Raw genomic sequence first — 20,474 nt, 5'->3', positions numbered from 1 at the left:
TTAAACTCAGTATTGTAATTCCTGTATTCAACGAACAAAAATTTGTTGAAAGCTTAATTTATCGTGTTTTTTCAAGCGAACTTCCCGATGAATTTCGCGAGAAGAATTCTGTAGTTGGATGGTGTTATCGCATGAACGAAAGCTGAAGAAGTTGAAGCAAGAGAGATATCATTCTTTGTTTCTTCACTAAAAAATGAATAAAGGCGGAACCCTTCATACCGGTTTTAGAGGCTTCTGGCGATTATATCTTGATCCAAGACTACGCCCACCCCCAAAGACGACCGGAAAGAATATCCCTAACTTTTAAAACCCATCATAGAAGCAAATGCCGATGTCGTTCACGGCAGCCGGGTTGATCAGCGGAGATCACACAGGACCTCCACTATTGGCATACAATTGCCAATCAAATTATAACCCGGTTTTGTAATATGATTACAAATCTGAATCACACGGATATCGAAGTTTGTTATAAGTAATTTGAAGACCTACAGCATCTTAACCTGAAAGAGAAAAGATTTGGATTTGAGCCGGAGGTAACCATCAAACTCTCAAGATTACGTCCTAAACCTGTATTTTATGAAGTCGGTATTAGTTATAAAGGGCGTACATATGAGGAGGGAAAAAAAATTAATTGGAAAGATGGTGTATGGGCGCTTTGGTGTCTTTTCCGGTATGCATTTACACCGGCTCAAAAAATTAATATAAATTAACTGTGAATATTATTTAAAAAACATTCATGGATTCATGCTCCATCGTCATTCCCGTTTATAAAAGTACAAAGAGCGTAGAAACTCTGGTAGAACAAATTTTTGAGCTCGGGAGCAGATTCAGCAATCATTTGAAGTAATTCTCGTCAACGACAGCCCTTTCTTTCTTGATACTGTTCGAACTTTAAAGCAATTAACTGAGAATCTTCATCTAATTACTATCACACTACGAAAAAACCAGGAGAAAGCATACAGCTCTTCTTGTGGGATTAAAAAGTGCACGGGTAATTATATTATCACAATGGATGATGATCTACAGCACCCGGTTAAAGAGATTCCAAAACTGCTTTCGGCCACTAAAGAGAATGAAGACTTGGAAGTTGTTTTTGGATAACCACCTCTCAGCAAAAAAAAGCACAGTCTTTGGCGAAATATTGGAAGTTATTTTATCAGCAGTAAGGCTGACTCTCTCATCAGAAACGCCCAAAAAACATTTACAAGTCAGCTTTTCGAATTAATGAGCAAGGGACGTGAAGGAGATTGTTAAGAAATTACAATGCCATGCCCGCTGTATCGAGCCTATTGGTTAATGCTACTTCTAAGTTGCAAATGTTGAGGTTGAACACCACTAACGTACCTACGGAAAAAGCCAATACACCCTGCGAAAACTTATCTTAGCTTGAGCCCTAATAGAGTTTCATCGATTATTCAGCCTTGAAGGCCCTGGGAGGATTAGGAGTTTTTGGGTTTTCCTTTTCGGTTGTCTTTATACTCTACACCTTACTAAAAAGAAAATTGTTTTTGGCAATTCTTTTCCGGGTTATGCTTCAACCGTTATTCTTATCAGTTTCTTTGGCGGTTCGTAACCTGTTGGCCGTTGGTATTATCGGGAATACCTATTGCAATTTAAGAGAGCAGCAAAAATGGGATTTAGACGACTACATTAAAGAGATCGATGAAATATTTCATACACCAGAGAGGTGATTTTTAAATATTTTCTCATCTGAAAGCATAAAGAGAAAGGCAGCCTTACCAACCTGTCGGTATACATATCTGCATTTGGCAACTCCGGCCTACGTATCGATCCTTATAAAATTTGCTCTTATGCAGGCATTGATAATGGATATGCCAAAATATTGTTCGTTTTCAGATAATCGATCAATCCGGATCTTTCTTTCTCCGATGAACAAACCAGGTAAACAGATGCCCGTTATTCGTGGCGTAATCCGGGACCACCGGAATTTGAACATCGAAATCATCCGCCAGGCGTGAAAGGTGTTCGTAATAATAGTTCAAATCTCTTTGCGTCTCTCTGGATCGTCTCCAGGCTTCCCATTCTGTGCCGAAAGGAAGGCAGCCGTAAGTTCAGAAGGAGAAAACGATGACCCTACATCCACCCATCCATATTTATCAATCTCATCACGGAAGAAGGCAGCACGATTGGTTCCTTTTTCCCAGATATAATTTCTGAATGATCAAGGAAATTGTTCATCATTAATAGCCAACAAACCACCTTCACCGGCATTGATATTTTTTGTTTGTGAAAAGAGAAGGCAGCCATGTGACCTATGCTTCCAAGTGGTTTATCTTTGTACTTCGATTCGATGGCTTGCGCTGCATCTTCAATCACCAACAGATTGTAACGGTTGGCCAAATCCATAATAATATCCAAATCGCAGGCAATACCGGCGTAATGCACCGGAACGATCGCCTTTGTTCGTTCCGAAATAAGTGATTCAATTTCTTCTTCATCCATACCGGCGCACTCAACTGGCTGTCTGCAAATTTTATGCTTGCACCTTGTTCTCACAAAAGCCAGCGCCGTTGAAACAAATGTGTAGGATGGAATGATCACCTCATTCCCCCGGTTCATATTCGCCAGAAGTGCACACATTTCAAGGGCATCCGTGCAAGATGTGGTTAGTAACGCTTTCTTAAAACCGTATCTCTGCTGAAAAAACGATTGACACTTCTTTGTAAAATCACCATTTTCCGAAATTTTTCCCATGATAGCTTGTTCAATATATGTTGTTTATTTGCTGTTAAGTGCGGTTTATTGAATGGAATTTTATCCATGCTATACGATACTTTTTTTAAATCCGGGATATTTTTTGCAACCCTTCACTAAATAAAAATCCGGCACCAATAATATTATTCAGAAATATTCCAAAAAGATTAAAGAAGCTAACCAGTAATGCAATCTCCATAGGAACTCCAAAACTGTCCGAATAAGACGATAAATGCCCCTCTCGAACACCAAGACTTCCAATTGAAAATGGGTATAATGAACAGCAAAAAAAAGACCGCGCGAAGCAAACAGATTTATTATGAAACTGATCGCATAATTTAAATGCAACAAAAACCAGGGGAGAACTTGGCCTGAAAGCCGGAAACCACGAGATTACTAAAAGAGAAGTAAAAACATCGTAATGATCACCAGTTTTGGCTTTTTGCTTAGACCGAAAGTATACTGTCTGAGGAATCAAGATCCGCTCCTGATTTTTTTTCGAATGCTCTTATTTGAGATAGAATTCACAATCCTTCTTTGAACTCTTTTGTAGTAAAAACTGCTAATCCTTCGTACAGGCAGCTTTAATTGATGAGTAATAAAGAGGCTTATTGCAAATACCAATATAGCCGCTAAGCCCCAGTAATATATTTCCGAAGAAGCGCCTTGTTTTGTACCAGGTAATCCGATATAAATGGAAATATTCCAGAAGCAAGCAACAATACCGCAATCAATGCTGCAAATTTTTCAGCGAACAATTGTGATAAGTGCAACCGTATAATTTTGCAACTTTTTTCCGTACTACCGCTACCCCTGTATGCATCCCAGCCAATACTACCCGGTGTAAAAAAGCCAATCACCACGCGACCCCAAAATTGCTTCATACATATAGAACAGAGATATGTCCGCATTGGAGTAAAAACGAGTTAAAAAGTACCATCGCAGGGAACCCATCAAAATCCTGATAGGCCGAACTAATATTGCCAACCCGATGAAATATGGATTCGCACTTTTCATGTTTTGAAAATAGCGAAGACAGATCAATCTTTCTAAAGATCAGCCACAACAGAATTTATTGGGAGAACCACGTAAACGATCCTTCTTGCTGTTTTTAATATCTTTAATATTTGCATACTCAAGTTCTCTTTTGGAAAGAGTTCTTTAACAGAATGAACTCATTTGTGAGATTACGCTTATAAATCCTCTTCGACGCATCATATCTATATAATTCGAGACAAATAACCGAAGATAAGACAGTCGTAGCACATTTCTTTCTTAAAATATGCCACGGAAGATTCTCTTCACTTCCAATCAAGGAGCTGTGATTCTCGATTCTTCTGAGAATTCGCTCTTCCTTTTCTCGTCAGATTTGATTGGTACTCCATCCGGCTTCATCCTGTATGCTTTCACGTCTTCACACTCTAACTTGTTTGTGGAAAAATTGTACGGAATTTGCCAAACTGCCGTATCAAACCACCTCTTTATAGGGAAAATCTCGATCCCGGGAAACAGAAAGTTACCCGCTCCCCATATGGTCATTTTATTATTCTTGACTATATATCCACTAACACAAATGCGCATGGTGAAAGAAAACCACACCTCGGCTCCTGCACTTCGACTATCGGATGAGCAACTTTCTCATTGACGGTGTTGGAATCGGTATGTACTCCATTCCCATGTGGATAGAAATAATCACCAGATGCTGACACTGGTCGCGGAGTTCCCGGATTCGGGAACCCAGGTGTCGCAAAGAGCCGGAAGAGCACCTGCCGTCGACCTCGAGCTTGCTGCCAGGTATCTTCGGTCGGCTGCTGCCAGGAATCCAGTACTATACTCACCATATTCGATAATAGCTGGTTTTCCGGCTTCATCAATATTTCGGCCTGCACCTGGCAAATTGAAATCCATTGTTTTTTAACGCTCTGACTGCTTCGAATCTACCCCTGCTTCTCCATAATCCATGATATGGTTGTTCGCAATTGAAAAAACAAACTTTTTCGGAATTTTATGGATGAAATTCGGGATCGTATCTCGTAAGCAGTACTTTTTATTTTCCCGACGCGTATCACGTGTTGAAAGAGGAGTTTCAAGATTGGTAAATAGAAAACTCGTCCTCCAAAAAAAGTTCTGACAAATGACTGTTGAGAGATTTTATAATTACGCCCCGCCTCTTACCGCCGGCGCGAACTCTCCGTCAATCAATGAAATTTGTATATCCTTGGCTGATTTATCGATGAATTTAAAATCCGTTTTCTTACTATGTAATCAAATTATTCTTTATTAGTGGCGTTTTGCCTATTCTTCTGTTTGGGAATGCTATCGGTATGAATGAATTCAACCTTCATACATCATCCCCAAGTCGTGTTTTCACTGCTTTTGTTAATTCACTTTCAACGCCAGAGGCCTGATCGAAGGATCTTTCAGAATAGATATATTTCAATCTTATCTAAGCTATTCCGTAAGATTTGTGTCCAAAAGCACCCCTCTACTTTTTCATAAGTTACTAAGGCATACATCGGAAATCCCTGGAAAGAAACCACGTCACCCCGTGGTGTTGAAATATACATCTCTTTTCTGCCAGATAGATTTTCAACGACCCTATGGTTCAAACCGCACGTACAAGAAGTGTTGCTCCATGCTGCCAAATCACCGGTTTTGTAACGAATAAACGGCATAATAATAGTTGTAGAACGACGTTGCTGTAACCTCTCCCTCTTCATTATTCTTAACAGGTTGGTTATTTTCATTCAATAGTTCCATTGCAGAAAATTCCATATGCTGGTGTAGCTGATGTCGCCACATTCTGAAATCAGGCAAACACCCTCCCACTGCGCAAAAAAGAGATCATATACCGGGCAATCAAAAGCCTTCTCTATTATTGACCTGCACCCTCTGGCAGTAAGTTTTCAGAATAAGTAATAATGTTTTTTATCGGAAAATTTATTTGATACGATGAGTATTCTAAGACAAATTGAGCCAATGTAAATATAGCCGTTGGGTAGCCTCTTAATATTTTTGGCTTAAAATCGGATAGTTTATCAAGGATCCGTTTACAATCTGATAATCAAAGAGAAATGCGGAAATTTGGAGAGAGTTTAACATCCGGTTGTAGTTCCATGTTTGACCCCAAAAACATCCCGTCCAACCTGGCCCCATCTCATATAAGGTTAATAACCAACCATGTTCCATATGCGCCAGAAAAAAGCAAACCGTGCTATACGGTACGTTTTTGTCTTGAAGAAATTTAAAAGGGGGAACCCGTACTGCTGGTTTGATTTTGATAGGGATTAAACTTCTCGGCATTATCTGCAATCAAATCATCATACCTTTCTCTGATTATTTCTTTAGTTAACACACGTCAAGAAAGGTCGTCTACTGTTTGAATATCTTCCGGTTTAATCCCGTTTATCCAACAAACCACGGTAATAGGAAACATGCTGGTAAGCGTGACAAATGGATCGCAGCTTTCTATTTTGATGCTCAACAAGCCTCTCATACGAAAAATCCCTCGATTTTTTCAGTAACCAGAAGAGTTTGATTATCTCAACCGGATACAGACTTCTGAAATTTTGGAAAAATTCATAAAAAAGCAATCTAACTTCTGGCCACATAAATCACCTCATTTTCGAATATTATCATCAAGCTGCAACAGGAATTTCTAACCAATCTCCTTTACCTCCAAAAATCAATCTTTGGATTTAAAAGTTTATTCCTGACAAACGGAGTTTTTCCATTCTTCTTTTTGGAATGCTGTCGGTGTAAAATGGATGAATTCAATGTTCATCTCTATCTCCAAGCCTGCTTTTAATGCTTTTTGTAAATTCTTTCTCAATTCTTTCAGCATTGGATGAATTTTTCAAAACCAGGGATAATTTCAATGTATCTGAACTGTTTTGCACAATTGGTGGCTCTGAAACAACCCCTCTAGCATAATCATCAGAAACAAATGAGTAGATATGAAACCTTTGGAATGGTACCAAATTTCCAGCTGTATCGAATAGTACATATACCATTCTTCCTGATATGTTTTCAATGACTTTATGATCCATACCACATCCACAAGATCCATCACCCCATGTTGCCAAGTCACCCGAGGCTTTATACCCCGAATAAACGGCATAGAGTAGTTATAGAACCGAGTTTGCCGCCATTTCCCCCTCCTCTTTTTATCCCGAGCCGGCATAATTGTTTCTGTCCAATAGTTCCATCCGGCAGAATACTCCATGTGGTGATGTAGTTGATTCTGCTTACATTGCTGAAATCAGGCATACTCCCTCCAACTGCGAAAAGAGATCAAATACCTGGCAGCTAAACACATGCTCAATTTTTGATCTGGTACTCAGGCGGTAAATTTTCTGAATACGTAATAATACTTTTAAATGGTAAACTGATTTTATAGGAATAATGATCAATATACTGGGCCAGGGTAAAGATAGCTGTTGGATATCCCCTTACAATTTTTGGTTTAAACTCGGATAGTTTATCCAGTATTCGGCCGCAATTCTGATGGTCAAGATGGTAAGCGGATATTTGAAGTGAATTTAACATTCGATTATGATTCCAAAGATTTTCTTTCGATCCGATGTGCATTCCATCAATTTGCGCCCATCTCATATAGGGTTTATAACCGGCCATTTTCCATATGCGCCAAAAAAAGGCAAAGCGGGCGATACTTGCTTCCTTGTCTTGTAGAAATTTCAGAGGAGTAACCGTTGAACCGCTTGTCATGTTTTGTAAGGATTAAACTTATCTGCATTTTCAGCAATTAAATCATCATACCTTCTCTGATTATTTCTTTGCTCAAAACCGGGATGGTGGGAAGATCATCAACGGATTGAATATCTGCCGGCTTTATTTTGATGCTTATTAAACAATTCCCGGTAGTACGACATATTCTGGTATGCATGATGAATGATGGATTTGAGTTTTTTATTCTGATGCTTAGCAAGTTGCTGTATGTATAATTCTTCGATTTTCGTAAAAACCAGAAAAGTTTAATGATCTCTAACGGATACAGATAATCTGAAATTTTGAACTTCATAAAAAGAAGTAATTGAATGTTTTTAAAATCAGAAGTTATTCAAATGTAGAACATATGGCGGAATCTATATATCTAATGGAGCAAATCACTATCAAGATAATACAGTTGAAACTTGTTCATCAATTCGCTATTTTCTTACCAATAAACTCACTTGTCACTCTGCCATTAGGGTGTAAAGAAATCGTATCCTTTCTCACTACCGGATCCAAGGTCTCTGAATAACAATGTTAACCTTGCCAGCCAACTCTAATGCTAATTTTTCAGCTTCTCTTGAAGTTTTTGAAGTAACAACAATATGACCTATACGATCTGGCCCGGTAACAAATTTATTAACTCTATCATTAACCTCAACGTCTATAACTAATTCATATAAATCAGGATGCTCCGAAACTGATTCTGGTATAGTGATGCTCTCTACAAAACCTGACCTATCACTCAAATAACAACAATGCAGCATTTGCCTGATTCTTCAGTGGTCTATTTAATGATACAGGCTCACCTAACGCAAGGTTAATGATAAACTCATATGCATTGAAATCATTATAAATTGAAATAATTTCAGGCAAACATGTTGCACCCATTCTTGCACCGATTTCTATTATATATGGTTTATCGTCACATATCATCACATCAACATTAGATATCACATTGGAAATACCAATTGCTGAAACTGCTGACTTAATTAATTCTTATTGTTGCCTTTGCAAGAGCTGGTTCGATACAGACTGGCATAGAGTGCCTGACTGGCACCGGTGTCTCCTTACTTAGAACAGTATCATTATGTATGAAAACCTCAATCACCTGATCATCAACTACAACAGCCTGTGCTCCTAATTCTTTACCCGATAGGTATTCTTCAACAAGTACACAATCACGATTGGAAACAGATTTAGCTTCATGAAAAAGCCTCAACCATCATATGTCTTTCATTAACTCTCTTAACACCTCGACGACCTGAAGAATCTACAGCCTTCACAATAACAGGATAGCCCAACTCTTCTGCCGATGTTTCCGCTTCTTCTACCGTTTTTACTACTTGATATTTCGCTGTTGTTACATTTTTGGCTACCAGTGCTGCTTTCATCAACATCTTGTCCATGCTTTTCCGCGCAGCTACCGCACCTGTTCCACATAAACCAAGTAAATCAACCAACTCTCCTATTACAGGAACAGCCACATCTGTACCAGTAGTTACCACAGCATCAATTTTAAGATTTTTTATAAGCTCACATATCTTCGCAAGATCTGTAGTATCTGCATCAATATGTTTGTCTGCAAATCTGGTTCCCGGATACTTATCAGTCGGACTCACCACGATCGACTTATATCCCAAATTTCTTATAGTTTCGATTAATGGGACTTATATATTCCTGCTCGCATAACCAATATATATTTTTGATTCTCAGCATTCATTGGCGAATCATCTTACGATTAGACTTCTCTGATATATACCTTAGAAACTTAATATGCTCATGCTTTTACCGGTTGAATATTGGTTCACCTTTACTGATAAGCTCTCCCATTCTGTCAACCAAACAGTCGCAACCATTATAGCCAATTTACCAGATCCAAATAAATCTTCTGAATTTGCAACACTATCAATCCAGATTGTTCTCACTTCAAAAACTTTTCCAACCACAATAGAAGATATACCCGAAAAAGCACCTCTTATAAATATGTCATTTGGACTGTACTGATTAAGGTTAACAAAAAACACATAACTACAAGCATAAATTTAGTTAAGCAAGAATGGAGATATAATTCTATTTTTCTCTGATCGCTTTACAGTCATTTCCATTCCCTATCACACCGGATAGTAAATCTTTCTTAATTATTGCTAAAGAAATGAATTTTATTGTTACTCGAAAATTACTCTCATCTTTTCGAAAAGCCAGCTATCTTATACCTGTTATCAGGGATATTTAGAAAATGTAAGTTTATTAATGTATCAAACCGAAGGGTTGCAAAACGGTTTCCTTCTCTTTATCATAATGGCCTTCATTGTAAATCTGGTTACGATTTACACCTTTCCTTCCTGGTTTCGATGAAGCATTTTACGCCAACATTTCCTTTAATCTTGCTAATGGTCATGGGTTTCTTCAAAACTTAATCCCCGGATATAGCACTGGCCAGGTTTCGCATCTATGGTCCGGTCTATTCTTCTGCAAGCACAATTGATTCATCTTTTTGGTCTTGATCAATTGTATTCAGATTACCGAACCTGATTAGCGGATATATTTCTATTGCTTTACTTTATAAAATTTTACGAGAAAGCGGATGCAGAAAGTATTCGCCCTACTCTTCCTGGCGGGCGCTGTTGCTGATGTATCATTTAACAGAAATTTGGTGTATGGACGGATGGATTTGGTTGCTCTTCTGTTTCTGTAATACTGGCGTTGTTTCTGGCTCATAGAATCAAGTTTCAAAAAAAATCAGGTTATTTAATAAAATGGTTTCTTGTGGGGTTGATCTCCACAGCCGCATATCTCACAACTCCCCGTGCCTTGTTTCTTCTGCCAATTGTGTTCGTTATGGCTTTTTATAAACTGTTTCTACAGCCTGATAATAAAATTTCAACCTTCCAATGGCTTGGAGCAATCGCGCTCCTTGGCGTTTATTGTTCCAATACTTTTGTGGATAAATTATGCTGGTGCATTTGAGCAATATGCCGATTTTTTTGATCAAGAGAGAATGTGAGATCCCATATCGGTGTTTCATTTATGAGGTCGTTTTATGATAATTTGTCGATCGGCATTTTTATCATCTTGGTACTGATTTATTTTCGAACGGTTCTAAAAAAGCCCCTGCTGATTGGCGCTGTGTTTACATATCTCTCTTTTCCATTTTTGTTGAAGAAAGGGGTCCTTACGCAGCGATGATTACACCTATTTTAATTGCAGGTATCTTTTTCATCCTTTCCGAAGGTGTGAAACAGAAGAGTTGTTCGGTACTCATTGAGTACCTTAATCATACTTCCGGGCTTGTTTCTGATCTTCTTGAGAGGGGCGGATTTATCGTCAACTCAGATTGCCGGGACACTTCAAACATTCCGGAAATAATCAGCCATCAATCAAACCAGAAATAATTACTCCGTTTAAATACTACTTTTTCGCAGTAGGATGAGAACCGTGAAGTGATTACTTTTGAGCGTTCCAGGATAGATTCTGAAGTACTCATCAAAGATGCTGATCTGATTGCTCCATCAAATTGGAGAGCTGATTTTTTGAAGAGTCATAATTTCACTGAGGCTGCAGAAATTCCTTGTACTCTCAGGAAGCTTCCTTTTCGACCGGATACATTTTATGAAAGATCTACTGATTCTGAAACGCTATACAGTCGATCAGAATCTTATTAACCAAGGTGAACTTGGAAAAACTTGACGAATAATACGCTTCGCCGACATTCGAATATTATTAAAATTGCAATCTTTCGGGGAATTCAGAAAATCGTATGAAAAAAATCCATAAGTTGTTGTTAATTATGGAATAAGAAGAATAAGTCCACTTAATTGCGTATGTTAAATGGTATCTAAATCATTAACAAACAATTAGTTAGGACTTTATTCTCATGGGTATTCAAATATAGATAATTCTCCCCTTAAAAACAGCACGGTGGTTAACGCACTACGCAAGAAATTTTGCAGCGCTGACGATGCTCTACCAGGCAGGTATTTTATAAACGATCGGGCCATTCAGCCTATCTGGAAACGCTTCAGACTTTTCCTTGCTGTTCGCTTTTCCGGCAACAAAGTGTATCGCTTTCAAGGAGAAAACAATCCCCTTCCGGAACGCAGCGCCTTTTATGAGTTTTTGGCTCAGAAGCGGTACAATTCGGAACGTCTCGTGTTCACTGCTGGCTCAACAGATCATCGCCTTTTTCTACCCCTTTAACGGATTCGCGTCGCGATCGCGTGCTCATCCTGGAATGACAGCTCCTGGATAAAGCGGAACCGCAGTAAAAGGTACAGCTTTTTGGCTGGATCACTCCCTGACCATAACGACAATACCTTTTACAAAGGCTTTCGTACGCTTACCCTGGCCTGGAGCGATGGGCATAGTTTCGTTCCCCTCTGGATTCGAGCTTCTGAGCAATGCTTCCAACGAAAAACGCCTGCGAGCTTATCCGGTTCGATGGGCGAACACACTTCGGAAAACGGTGCAAGCGAGCCACTCAAAAGACCCTGGATGTGGCCACGTCTATGATCGATTGGATGGGTGGGCAGCAAAGGCGTAACGGCCTTTGATTATTTGGTGCGCGACAGCTGGTTTTTCCTTTCCGGGTCACGTGCAGGCGCTCAGCAAGCATCTGCCCGTGATCTGTATGCTCAAAGATCTGCCGAAGCATCGGCTTTCTTCATAATCGGCGGCATCTGACCAGCTCAAAGAGCCTCGATGAGAAGGTGAACAAAATCAAACCAGTGCAATGCCTTTAAAGACAGCCCCATCATCGGCTTCGATAACCGTCCAGATGCTCAATGGGCCGAAGGTCCGCGTGGTATTTATCCGTGACACGCGCACCCCTGGTACAATGGTTGGCCATAGCAAAGATCCGCCACCTGTACGATCTTCGCCCCAGGCGCATCTGTCGTATTTATGCCAAACGATGGGCAATTGAGTTTTTAAAGCAAATCAAGCAAAGAGCTTGGATTGGCCAGTGAGGTTGAGGTGCGCAGTTATGCCGCCTTAGTGGCTCATACCAGTATCGTGTAGATCTGCGATATATGATGCTGGCCTATTACCATCGCCAGCAAACCGACGATAGAACCATTCCGGGCTCGTTCCATGCCTGATTCCTGAGCAACTGAAAATGATGAGCATGCAGCTTTGTCTGCAAATCATCCGGTTAGAACTTGTTGATCTGCTATTGAGCCGAGGACACGTTCAACTGTGCGGCCAAGTGGTAGAGTCGATTAGCCGTTTCTATGAGATGACACCCCGTGCGTGATCCGGTTATACCATAGAATTGCAATGCCTTACAGCCAACCCCGAAAGTTGAGTTATTAAAGCAAACGATTACCGATACTTTCACAAAGTCAGATGAACTAAAGATGCAACTTTTTAGGGGGAAACTGCTTCGAAGCTTTCTGTCTGGCAAGCTTCATTTTCTCTTGAGAAATTCAGAATCTCACTCCCGTCCATCGAATAGTAAGTAAAGGTAACTTCAACTCCCTGCATGTATAACGGACGCCATAATGTACAGGGAATCCGATCAACAGCTTCGGTATAGAGAGAGTCATGCAATTCCCTTTCCAAAAAATCCTGACGCGTAAGATTGGATATCGAATAGTAGTAATGCAGCTGGTTCTGGCTCACCCCTACACTGTCGAAAAAGGTGTTCAGCTCAAGACGCTGAGGAAGGACATTATTAAGATCTTCGGCTGCGTAGATCAAAGTCGGATTAATTGATTCCCCGTTAGTTTTTTTACTCTCTGTAAATGGCAGAATAGATTCATTTCCACTTGAAATGAATATTATACCAATGGTTAAAATAATGAGTACCACTGCCCATTTGAGCCAAAAAATATGCTTAAAAAACAGATCTGAAATAAATTTCATAGTAACCTCTCTTCAATTCTAATGATTCTCCTTTACAACCTCTCATTTTGATCTTTCTTTAATTATAAAACTACGAAATAATCGGATTCTTTACCGCACAAATACGTTCAAACTTGAGCACTATTCTGAATCTTTTTAAATACCTGATTTCCAATAAAAAACTAAAAACCATCAAACCACTGCGGCGGAAATTACGTCTAATAAGTAAGTGATAAATAGATAATTTAAAACCAGGAGGAGATATGAAACGCATCTTTGTAACATCTGTCATATCCGTTTTAGGATTCATTTTGTTTACCGTTATGCCTGTCTCTGCCCAGAAAGGAGTTGGGGATGCTACGGGAATTGCGAGAGAGGTCGAAAAGCCGGCTATTGAAAGTTTTGAAGGAGTACTGGAGCAAATTAAAACCGGGCCTTGTGAACATACAACAGGACACGCCTATATCGGCACACATTTATTCCTGAAAACCGGGAACAGCAATCAAATACTAAATATTCATTTGGGTGCTGCTTATGCTCTTGAAAGTTATGTGAAAGGATTGGAAGCGGGACAGATTATTGAAGTTCAGGCATTCCGGACTGATGCGATGGAGCAGGGACAATACATCGCAAAAGAGATAACTGCTAACGGTCAGGTCCTGCAGCTTCGAAACGAAAATCTGCGGCCGTTCTGGGCTGGTGACAAAAATGTTCAAAGAACCGGCCGTCCCGGACATCGGGGTTACAGATGGTGACCTGTGTAAATGGTCACCATATTCGGCAGGGCTCTTTACGCGGTAATTTGTAGTGATTCCGTTAACAGGAGATCCTCTGATGATCGTCCAATCATCACTTCTATTTCTCCGGGTTGAACCGTTAATGATTCTTCCTCATCACTCCAGTGAGCAAATGAATCGGAATTGAGAACAAACTCTACGGTTTGTGTATCTCCCGCCGGAATGTGAACCCGGTTGTACCCTTTCAGCTCTTTCACAAGTCTTGGGTCGCTTCCTTCCGGGTAGTGCAGGTAAAGCTGAACAACCTCATCACCATCCATCTCACCGGTATTGGTAATGTCTGCACTGACTAAAATCTCTCCTCCATTTTGAGCCGAATATTGAGCACTTCCAAGTTGTAAATTGGAGTATTCAAAATTGGTGTACGACAAGCCGAAGCCAAATGGATAGAGAACATCACCTCTAAAATATTTGTAGGTATGTCCTTCCATATCGTAATCGGTAAACTCGGGCAGATCATTAATTGATTTGTAGAACGTTACCGGCAAACGTCCGGCGGGATTGTAGTCTCCGAAAAGCACGTCGGCAATGGCGGTTCCTCCGGCCTGTCCGCCATACCACGCCTGTAATATGGACGGGATGTTTTCATCTGCCCAATTTATGGCGATTGCGCTTCCACTCATCAGAACAAGAACAACCGGCTTACCCAATGCGTGAATCTCTTGCAACAGGTTCTCCTGCGGTGCCGGCAGTTCCAGGTTCGTCTTGTCGCCCCCTTCAAAGCCATCAACCTCCAGGTCCATCTCCTCACCTTCCATACGGGCATTTAAACCCAGGCATAATACAACAACATCGGAATTCGCAGCCGCTTCTTTTGCCTCGGCCAGCAGATCTGTCCCTGGAACTTCCCACGTGAGTTGAATTTGCGGATCGGGTCCATAGCTGTAAAACTCCACGGTTATGTCGTAGGTCTCACCCGCTTCCAGGTCCACCTCAAAATACCGGTACCAGGGAGAGTGGGTCATCTGGCGGTCGAATCGTTCTTCACCTTCAAAATACAGTTTGAAATAGTTCATCCCATTCAGGCCGATCGCATAAGTTCCGGTTACCGGCGCTCGTAACTGACCGGTCCAGCGGGCTGAAAATCGATCAGCCATTTCTCCGTTGATCGGCGTGTCATCTTTCCATATAAAATCGACTTGCGAATCAACCCGACTGATGGCCGGTTCGCCCTCGAACTCTGTATTCTCAAAATATTCGCCATATAATCCGTTTCCATCTCCCTCGGATGGAGTCAGGTATTCACTATCCACCACACTGAGGTTGGGAATTCCCTCGGCAAAATGAGATCCCAGGGCGTAGTTCACGTCAACCCGATCACCCAGTTTATTTTGGATACCGTTGAGTGGCGTTATCGCCTCTGCGGGCGTCCCGTGATAATTGCCAAGCATACTCCAGTAGTTGTCGGCATTGGGGCCGATAACTGCTACAGAGTTCAGATCTTTCGAAAGCGGCAGCAGCGGATCAGGATTGTTATCGGTAGAATCGTTTTTCAGCAGTACGATGGATTCTCTCGCCATTTGCAGCGCTGTTTCGTTATGCTCGTCGCTTGCTACAACAGAATAGGGAATGTTGGAGAAGGGAACTTCAGAGGGATCATCGAACATACCCAGTTTAAACCTGGCTTCAAATAATCGTTGCAGAGCCACGTCCAGGTCGTCTTCAGTAATCAATCCCTGCTCATACGCTTCCTGCAGATATGGGAATGAGTTTCCGCAGTTTAGATCTGAACCTGCCTTCAGTGAAATTGCCGCCGCTTCGGCAGCTGTATCCGAAAAATCATGCCTGCCTTCCTCATAGAAATCGGCAACAGCCCAGCAGTCGGTAACTACGTACCCGTCAAATCCCCAGTCATCACGTAAAATCTCCTGTAAAAGCGGGTCACTGCCGCAGCAGGGCAAACCCCGAAACCGGTTATAGGCACACATGATGGACGCTACTTTTGCATCCTGAACAGTGGTTTTAAACATCGGCAGATAGGTTTCATGAAGATCGCGTTCACTCACATCCACATCGAATGAGTGGCGTAAAGGTTCCGGGCCATTGTGAACTGCAAAATGTTTAGACGTGGCTATCACTTTATAATAGTCGGGATCGTCTCCCTGCAATCCCCGGATAAATGAGTTAGCGAGTGACCCTGTGAGAAATGGATCTTCGCCGTAAGTTTCCTGCCCGCGGCCCCAGCGCGGATCACGAACAATGTTGATATTTGGCGTCCAAAACGTCAGCCCCATGTAGATATCGCGCCGGCCGGCATCTGTAAATGCCTTGTGTTTGGCGCGTGCTTCATCAGAAATTACATTCGCTACTTCGTTAAAAAGAGAGCTGTTCCACGTTGCGGCCATACCAATTGCCTGCGGAAACACGGTAGCAATTCCTGCCCGGCCCACTCCGTGCAGGCACTCGTTCCACCAGTTATATTGCGGTATGTTAAGCCGGTCGATGGCGGGGGCATCATACCGTAGCTGGGATATTTTTTCTTCTATTGTCATCTGGCTAATCAGTTCAGCCGCCCGTTCCGCGAATGCTGTATTACTGCCCTGAGAGCTGCATCCCTGGAGTACCTGGAATAATCCCGTTCCAGACAGTGCAAGCATCCCGGCTGAGCCCAAACTTCCTCTTAAAAAATCTCGCCGTGACCAACCCCCGCTCTCCTGATTCTCTCTTTCCATTTTTGATGATCGACTCGATTTATCCAACGCTTCTGCTTGTTTTTTCTCCATGGTAACCTATTCTAATTTTGTAGTATTTATACTTGTAAAAAAATCTTTTAACGTATTGGATGCAAGACAAGATTACATTTTTTGAGGACTTACCCCATTAATGTAAGTGTAAACTTATTGCATGTTGTATGTCCTTTTGTCTTGATACAAAAGAACGAAAAAATCAAGACTGTGAATACTTGGCGGCGGACACGAGTTCACCGTGGAATCCTTTCAATGGTCCATCAGGTTTTCAGCCCTTAAATTTCTCTCCTCGCCGGTATGAAAGGATTCTTGTCACGGTTCTCTCGTTGTCCTTTTTCCCGCCAACTATTCAAGGTCGGTTATTTTCCCAAAATCACCATTTCCACTTGTTAAAGGTATTATACTACTGTTATTTAATACTTTAGAATACTTAAACTTAAAATTTCGGGGTAACTTCTCTACATTTTTTGTGGGGATTTTAATCGTTTACCATCTTACATTGGCCATTTATATATATACGTATGCATTTTCGGCATGACACAACTTTTAAGATAATATCATGAGTTCATTAAAGAGAAAGATCAAATACTTATTCAAACCGATACCCGACCCATCAACTGGCATCATTACCGGGGAGAAAATTCAACTGTTGTGTGATCATTTTTTAGGTGATAAAGAAGATGCATCGAAGAACCCGCTGCTTTGGAGAAAACAATATAAGTGGACCTATTTTGAGAATTTGAATGCTCCCTTTAACAATGATTCTCGAATTTTTTGTTATATGGATACACTGTGTAAACTTGACCTGCTGATTGAAAAGTTACAGTGGATGGAAAACCCTTTTCTGCTTGTATTTCATACGTATGACACGGGTTTCAAGAAACATCATTTAAAGCTATTTGAGAATCTCCCCAAGCTAAAAAAGATTTTTGCTCAAAATCTGGATGTCTCACATGAAAAAGTAACGCCTCTGCCAATTGGAATTGCCAACACACAGTTTGCCCACGGTAAACTCTCTGCTATTAATCAAGTCAGAGATCAACAATTAAAAAAAGAGAATCTGATCTATTTCAATTTCAGTATTGACACAAATGTAGAAAAACGAGTGGAATGCTATCAAAAAATCTCTGAGAAAGGTGTGGAATTTCAATCGAGAATAAATTTCGAAGATTACATTCATTCACTAAGCAGATATAAATTTGCAATTTGTCCGGAGGGAAACGGGATAGACACCTACAGGTTTTGGGAATGTTTATATCTGCGGGTCGTGCCCATTTGTAAAAAGAATTTACTAACTGAATACTTCTCACAATATTTCCCTGTCTTACTGCTGGATGATTGGGAGGATTTAGACCTGTCGAGGCTGGAGGATACTTATCCATCTTTCAAGTGGGACAACTTCGACAAACTGGATATGAGTTATTATAAAAAGCTGTTAACTCTTTGAAGCCGATTCCATTTCAAAAAATATATCCGGGCAGGTAGAGGGAAATTTTTTGAGAAGTTACCCCGAAATTTTTACTTCTTGAACTGTAAGTTCAATAAAATCAGAAGGATACTTTTTTAAACAAGTGGAAATGCTCTTTGTTTGAAAGAAGACTACATAATAAGCCCCGAAGGGGCGTCATCAATAGCATGGGGTGAAACCCTATGAAAAATAACGCATTTCTTTCGATCAGCCCTGAAAGGGCGTAAGCCCAAGAGATTGTCAGAGGAAAGCTTGCGCCCTTTCAGGGCTACACAATTCCTATGATTCCCAATACATAGGACTCCGTCCTATGCTATTGATGACGCCCCTTCGGGGCTTTTGATCGCAAAAACTCCTTGGTCCCGACGGTTCGGGACGTTTCAAAAACCGAGACAAATTTCATCGTCATTGCTAATTATTTGCTTAAAAAATGGGGTAACTCCTCAAATTTTTTATGCAAAGAACCGAAAGAAAACTAAATTACTATAGATAGATTACACTTATTCCAAACCATTATTTGAAACAGAGAGATATTATGAAATCTATACTCAAATATATACTACTTACCCTGCTCTTCATATTTATCATTCTCCAGTTTTTTGGAGTTGACAAATCAGTACCTGAGTTTAATACGAATACAGATTTTTTGGCAACGCACAACCCCTCTTCTGATGTTGAATCCATTTTTAGATCTGCCTGCTACGACTGTCATTCTTACGAAACTACCTATCCCTGGTACTCCAATATTCAGCCGGTAGCCTGGTGGCTGCAAGATCATATTGATGAGGGCAGAGATGAGATGAATTTATCCCTGTGGAATGAATATTCTACCGAAGATGCAGATCACTTGCTGGAAGAGATGGTAGAAATGGTTGAAGAGGAAGAGATGCCGCTGCCATCATACACATGGACTCACTCGGATGCCCGTTTAACAGATCAGCAACGGGAAAATCTAACCAATTGGGCAGCTAATTTGCGCACCTCGCTGCAACAGAAGTCAGATTCTACAGCTGCAACGGGTAGTACAAATTAAAAGGAGGCTTTGAAATACCCATCTGTCGGTTGTTTTTACCGGCTGATGGGTGTCCCCAACCCGTCAGCCCGCACATACAGCGTGCAGACGGGCAGTAATGCAAAGCCCTCTAAAACTATTTGCTGTTTGAGGAACCACTAACTTTCTTTTGGTCATCCAGCATGGTGTTCAGTTTTTCGCCGCCCCGGATTCCAAAATCGAGCGTTCTGATTGGGAATGGAATCATAATGTCGTTTTCGTCAAAAGCTTTTTTAAGGGCCATGATGGCATCGCTTTGGGGGGACCAATAATCAGGATTGGTTCTGAAATCAACCCAAAACCGAACTACAAAATTAATGGAACTTGCACCGAATTCTTTAAAGTAGAATTCCACATCGCGGTTCTGATTTCTGTGTTCAATAGATTGAATAGCATCTGTGGCTACTTTCTTTACTTTCTCCAAATCATCGCCATAAGAGATACCGCATTCCAGATCAATACGACGCTCATAATTTTTCGTGAAATTTGTTAATGGGTTCTCATAAACTACTTTGTTGGGTATGTAAACAATTTGTCCCTGTGGTGTTTTAACGATGGTGTTTCGCAAATTCAACTTCTGAACCGTTCCGTAGTAATCGTTGCTCTGAATGATATCCCCGATTCCGAATGGATGACGAATAGTAAGCAACAGACCCGAGATGAAATTGGCCGCAATATCCTGAAATGCAAAACCTAAAGCCAAACCTATAATACCAGCACCGGCTAACAGGCTTGTAACGGTACCATCAAGGTTTAAAATACTGAGTGCAAAAAAGAGCCCAATACCTATAATAATAACCGACATTACCGTCTCAGCCAGATCGATGACGGTTTTATTGGTGGTTGCTTTTTCCAGAAGAGTGCGCACAAACTTTTGCAGCATCTTTCCTACAACATAAAAAACAATCAGTACCAGGAGAGCCAACGCTAAGTTTGGCAGCATCTCAATGGCCGTACTCAACCATGTTTCCAGTTTACCTACTACAAGTTCGTAAGCATTATCAATTTCCAAACCTGGTTCCATAGAACTGTTATAGTGGTTTATTTCAGATTAATTGCCACCTTATACAAGCATAATTTTTTTGAAAATGTTCCATCTACATTTTTCAACCTGTTATTCAGAAAAAGCAGATTATTTGTTTTCTGATTCTACCGACAGAATCATTATCATCAATCCTGTC

Annotated in this window: 17 protein-coding genes; 5 read left to right on the top strand and 12 right to left on the bottom strand. The window is 40.8% G+C overall.

All coding sequences use genetic code 11. The annotated features are described in order from the left end of the window. The first annotated feature begins 825 nt into the window (after positions 1 to 825). Positions 826 to 1,101 (top strand): glycosyltransferase, encoded by a 276-nt coding sequence (locus U5K72_03595; protein ID MDZ7717890.1) that lies wholly within the window; start codon positions 826 to 828, stop codon positions 1,099 to 1,101. 407 nt (positions 1,102 to 1,508) lie between these two features. Further along, a complete protein-coding gene (locus tag U5K72_03590) occupies positions 1,509 to 1,691 on the top strand; it encodes a hypothetical protein (protein ID MDZ7717889.1) in 183 nt (60 codons plus the stop codon). Between the two features lie 174 nt (positions 1,692 to 1,865). Here the strand turns inward: U5K72_03590 and U5K72_03585 are convergent, their stop codons facing one another. The 10 genes from U5K72_03585 to U5K72_03540 form a co-directional block, all read right to left on the bottom strand. Then, positions 1,866 to 2,003 (bottom strand): hypothetical protein, encoded by a 138-nt coding sequence (locus U5K72_03585; protein MDZ7717888.1) that lies wholly within the window; start codon positions 2,001 to 2,003, stop codon positions 1,866 to 1,868. A 91-nt stretch (positions 2,004 to 2,094) separates the two neighbouring features. Further along, positions 2,095 to 2,718, bottom strand: coding sequence for an aminotransferase class V-fold PLP-dependent enzyme (locus U5K72_03580; GenBank protein MDZ7717887.1), 624 nt, complete (start codon positions 2,716 to 2,718; stop codon positions 2,095 to 2,097). Between the two features lie 1,689 nt (positions 2,719 to 4,407). Then, positions 4,408 to 4,623, bottom strand: coding sequence for a hypothetical protein (locus tag U5K72_03575; protein ID MDZ7717886.1), 216 nt, complete (start codon positions 4,621 to 4,623; stop codon positions 4,408 to 4,410). Between the two features lie 738 nt (positions 4,624 to 5,361). Then, positions 5,362 to 5,490, bottom strand: a complete 129-nt coding sequence (locus U5K72_03570) for a hypothetical protein (GenBank protein ID MDZ7717885.1) — start codon at positions 5,488 to 5,490, stop codon at positions 5,362 to 5,364. 998 nt (positions 5,491 to 6,488) lie between these two features. After that, entirely contained in the window at positions 6,489 to 6,800 is a 312-nt protein-coding gene (locus U5K72_03565) for a hypothetical protein (protein MDZ7717884.1), read from the bottom strand. A 235-nt stretch (positions 6,801 to 7,035) separates the two neighbouring features. After that, positions 7,036 to 7,443: a hypothetical protein gene (locus U5K72_03560; GenBank protein ID MDZ7717883.1), complete on the bottom strand. Its 408-nt coding sequence runs from the start codon at positions 7,441 to 7,443 to the stop codon at positions 7,036 to 7,038. Between the two features lie 509 nt (positions 7,444 to 7,952). Continuing rightward, positions 7,953 to 8,195 (bottom strand): hypothetical protein, encoded by a 243-nt coding sequence (locus U5K72_03555; GenBank protein ID MDZ7717882.1) that lies wholly within the window; start codon positions 8,193 to 8,195, stop codon positions 7,953 to 7,955. Further along, positions 8,188 to 8,403 carry a hypothetical protein gene (locus U5K72_03550; protein MDZ7717881.1) on the bottom strand — a complete coding sequence of 72 codons (216 nt, stop codon included), beginning with the start codon at positions 8,401 to 8,403 and terminating at the stop codon, positions 8,188 to 8,190. The genes U5K72_03555 and U5K72_03550 overlap by 8 nt, the downstream gene beginning before the upstream one ends. Before the next feature lie 248 nt (positions 8,404 to 8,651). After that, positions 8,652 to 9,089 (bottom strand): hypothetical protein, encoded by a 438-nt coding sequence (locus tag U5K72_03545; GenBank protein ID MDZ7717880.1) that lies wholly within the window; start codon positions 9,087 to 9,089, stop codon positions 8,652 to 8,654. A gap of 3,724 nt (positions 9,090 to 12,813) precedes the next feature. Further along, positions 12,814 to 13,311 (bottom strand): hypothetical protein, encoded by a 498-nt coding sequence (locus U5K72_03540; GenBank protein ID MDZ7717879.1) that lies wholly within the window; start codon positions 13,309 to 13,311, stop codon positions 12,814 to 12,816. A 242-nt stretch (positions 13,312 to 13,553) separates the two neighbouring features. Here U5K72_03540 and U5K72_03535 point away from each other — a divergent pair, with 242 nt between their 5' ends. After that, positions 13,554 to 14,045, top strand: coding sequence for a hypothetical protein (locus U5K72_03535; GenBank protein MDZ7717878.1), 492 nt, complete (start codon positions 13,554 to 13,556; stop codon positions 14,043 to 14,045). Between the two features lie 35 nt (positions 14,046 to 14,080). On the opposite strand, the gene U5K72_03530 is transcribed toward U5K72_03535, so the two are convergent. Further along, positions 14,081 to 16,810 carry a glycoside hydrolase family 3 C-terminal domain-containing protein gene (locus U5K72_03530; GenBank protein ID MDZ7717877.1) on the bottom strand — a complete coding sequence of 910 codons (2,730 nt, stop codon included), beginning with the start codon at positions 16,808 to 16,810 and terminating at the stop codon, positions 14,081 to 14,083. A gap of 523 nt (positions 16,811 to 17,333) precedes the next feature. Here U5K72_03530 and U5K72_03525 point away from each other — a divergent pair. Both U5K72_03525 and U5K72_03520 read left to right on the top strand, forming a co-directional pair. Then, positions 17,334 to 18,221 carry a hypothetical protein gene (locus U5K72_03525; GenBank protein ID MDZ7717876.1) on the top strand — a complete coding sequence of 296 codons (888 nt, stop codon included), beginning with the start codon at positions 17,334 to 17,336 and terminating at the stop codon, positions 18,219 to 18,221. A gap of 556 nt (positions 18,222 to 18,777) precedes the next feature. Beyond that, entirely contained in the window at positions 18,778 to 19,275 is a 498-nt protein-coding gene (locus U5K72_03520; GenBank protein MDZ7717875.1) for a heme-binding domain-containing protein, read from the top strand. Positions 19,276 to 19,390: 115 nt separating this feature from the next. Here the strand turns inward: U5K72_03520 and U5K72_03515 are convergent, their stop codons facing one another. After that, positions 19,391 to 20,317 carry a mechanosensitive ion channel family protein gene (locus U5K72_03515; GenBank protein ID MDZ7717874.1) on the bottom strand — a complete coding sequence of 309 codons (927 nt, stop codon included), beginning with the start codon at positions 20,315 to 20,317 and terminating at the stop codon, positions 19,391 to 19,393. Positions 20,318 to 20,474 lie beyond the last annotated feature (157 nt).

The organism is Balneolaceae bacterium (genome assembly GCA_034521495.1).
GTDB lineage: Bacteria > Bacteroidota > Rhodothermia > Balneolales > Balneolaceae > Rhodohalobacter.
The sequence above is the reverse complement of the archived record's forward strand: the minus strand, read 5'-3'. Positions and strand labels throughout refer to the sequence as shown.

Bases quoted from the DNA above. Each gene is read 5' to 3' on its own strand.
- U5K72_03575 (MDZ7717886.1), bottom strand. From the start codon at position 4,623: ATGGATTTCAATTTGCCAGGTGCAGGCCGAAATATTGATGAAGCCGGA.
- U5K72_03570 (MDZ7717885.1), bottom strand. From the start codon at position 5,490: ATGGAATTTTCTGCAATGGAACTATTGAATGAAAATAACCAACCTGTT.
- U5K72_03560 (MDZ7717883.1), bottom strand. From the start codon at position 7,443: ATGACAAGCGGTTCAACGGTTACTCCTCTGAAATTTCTACAAGACAAG.
- U5K72_03540 (MDZ7717879.1), bottom strand. From the start codon at position 13,311: ATGAAATTTATTTCAGATCTGTTTTTTAAGCATATTTTTTGGCTCAAA.
- U5K72_03535 (MDZ7717878.1), top strand. From the start codon at position 13,554: ATGAAACGCATCTTTGTAACATCTGTCATATCCGTTTTAGGATTCATT.
- U5K72_03530 (MDZ7717877.1), bottom strand. From the start codon at position 16,810: ATGGAGAAAAAACAAGCAGAAGCGTTGGATAAATCGAGTCGATCATCA.
- U5K72_03525 (MDZ7717876.1), top strand. From the start codon at position 17,334: ATGAGTTCATTAAAGAGAAAGATCAAATACTTATTCAAACCGATACCC.
- U5K72_03520 (MDZ7717875.1), top strand. From the start codon at position 18,778: ATGAAATCTATACTCAAATATATACTACTTACCCTGCTCTTCATATTT.
- U5K72_03515 (MDZ7717874.1), bottom strand. From the start codon at position 20,317: ATGGAACCAGGTTTGGAAATTGATAATGCTTACGAACTTGTAGTAGGT.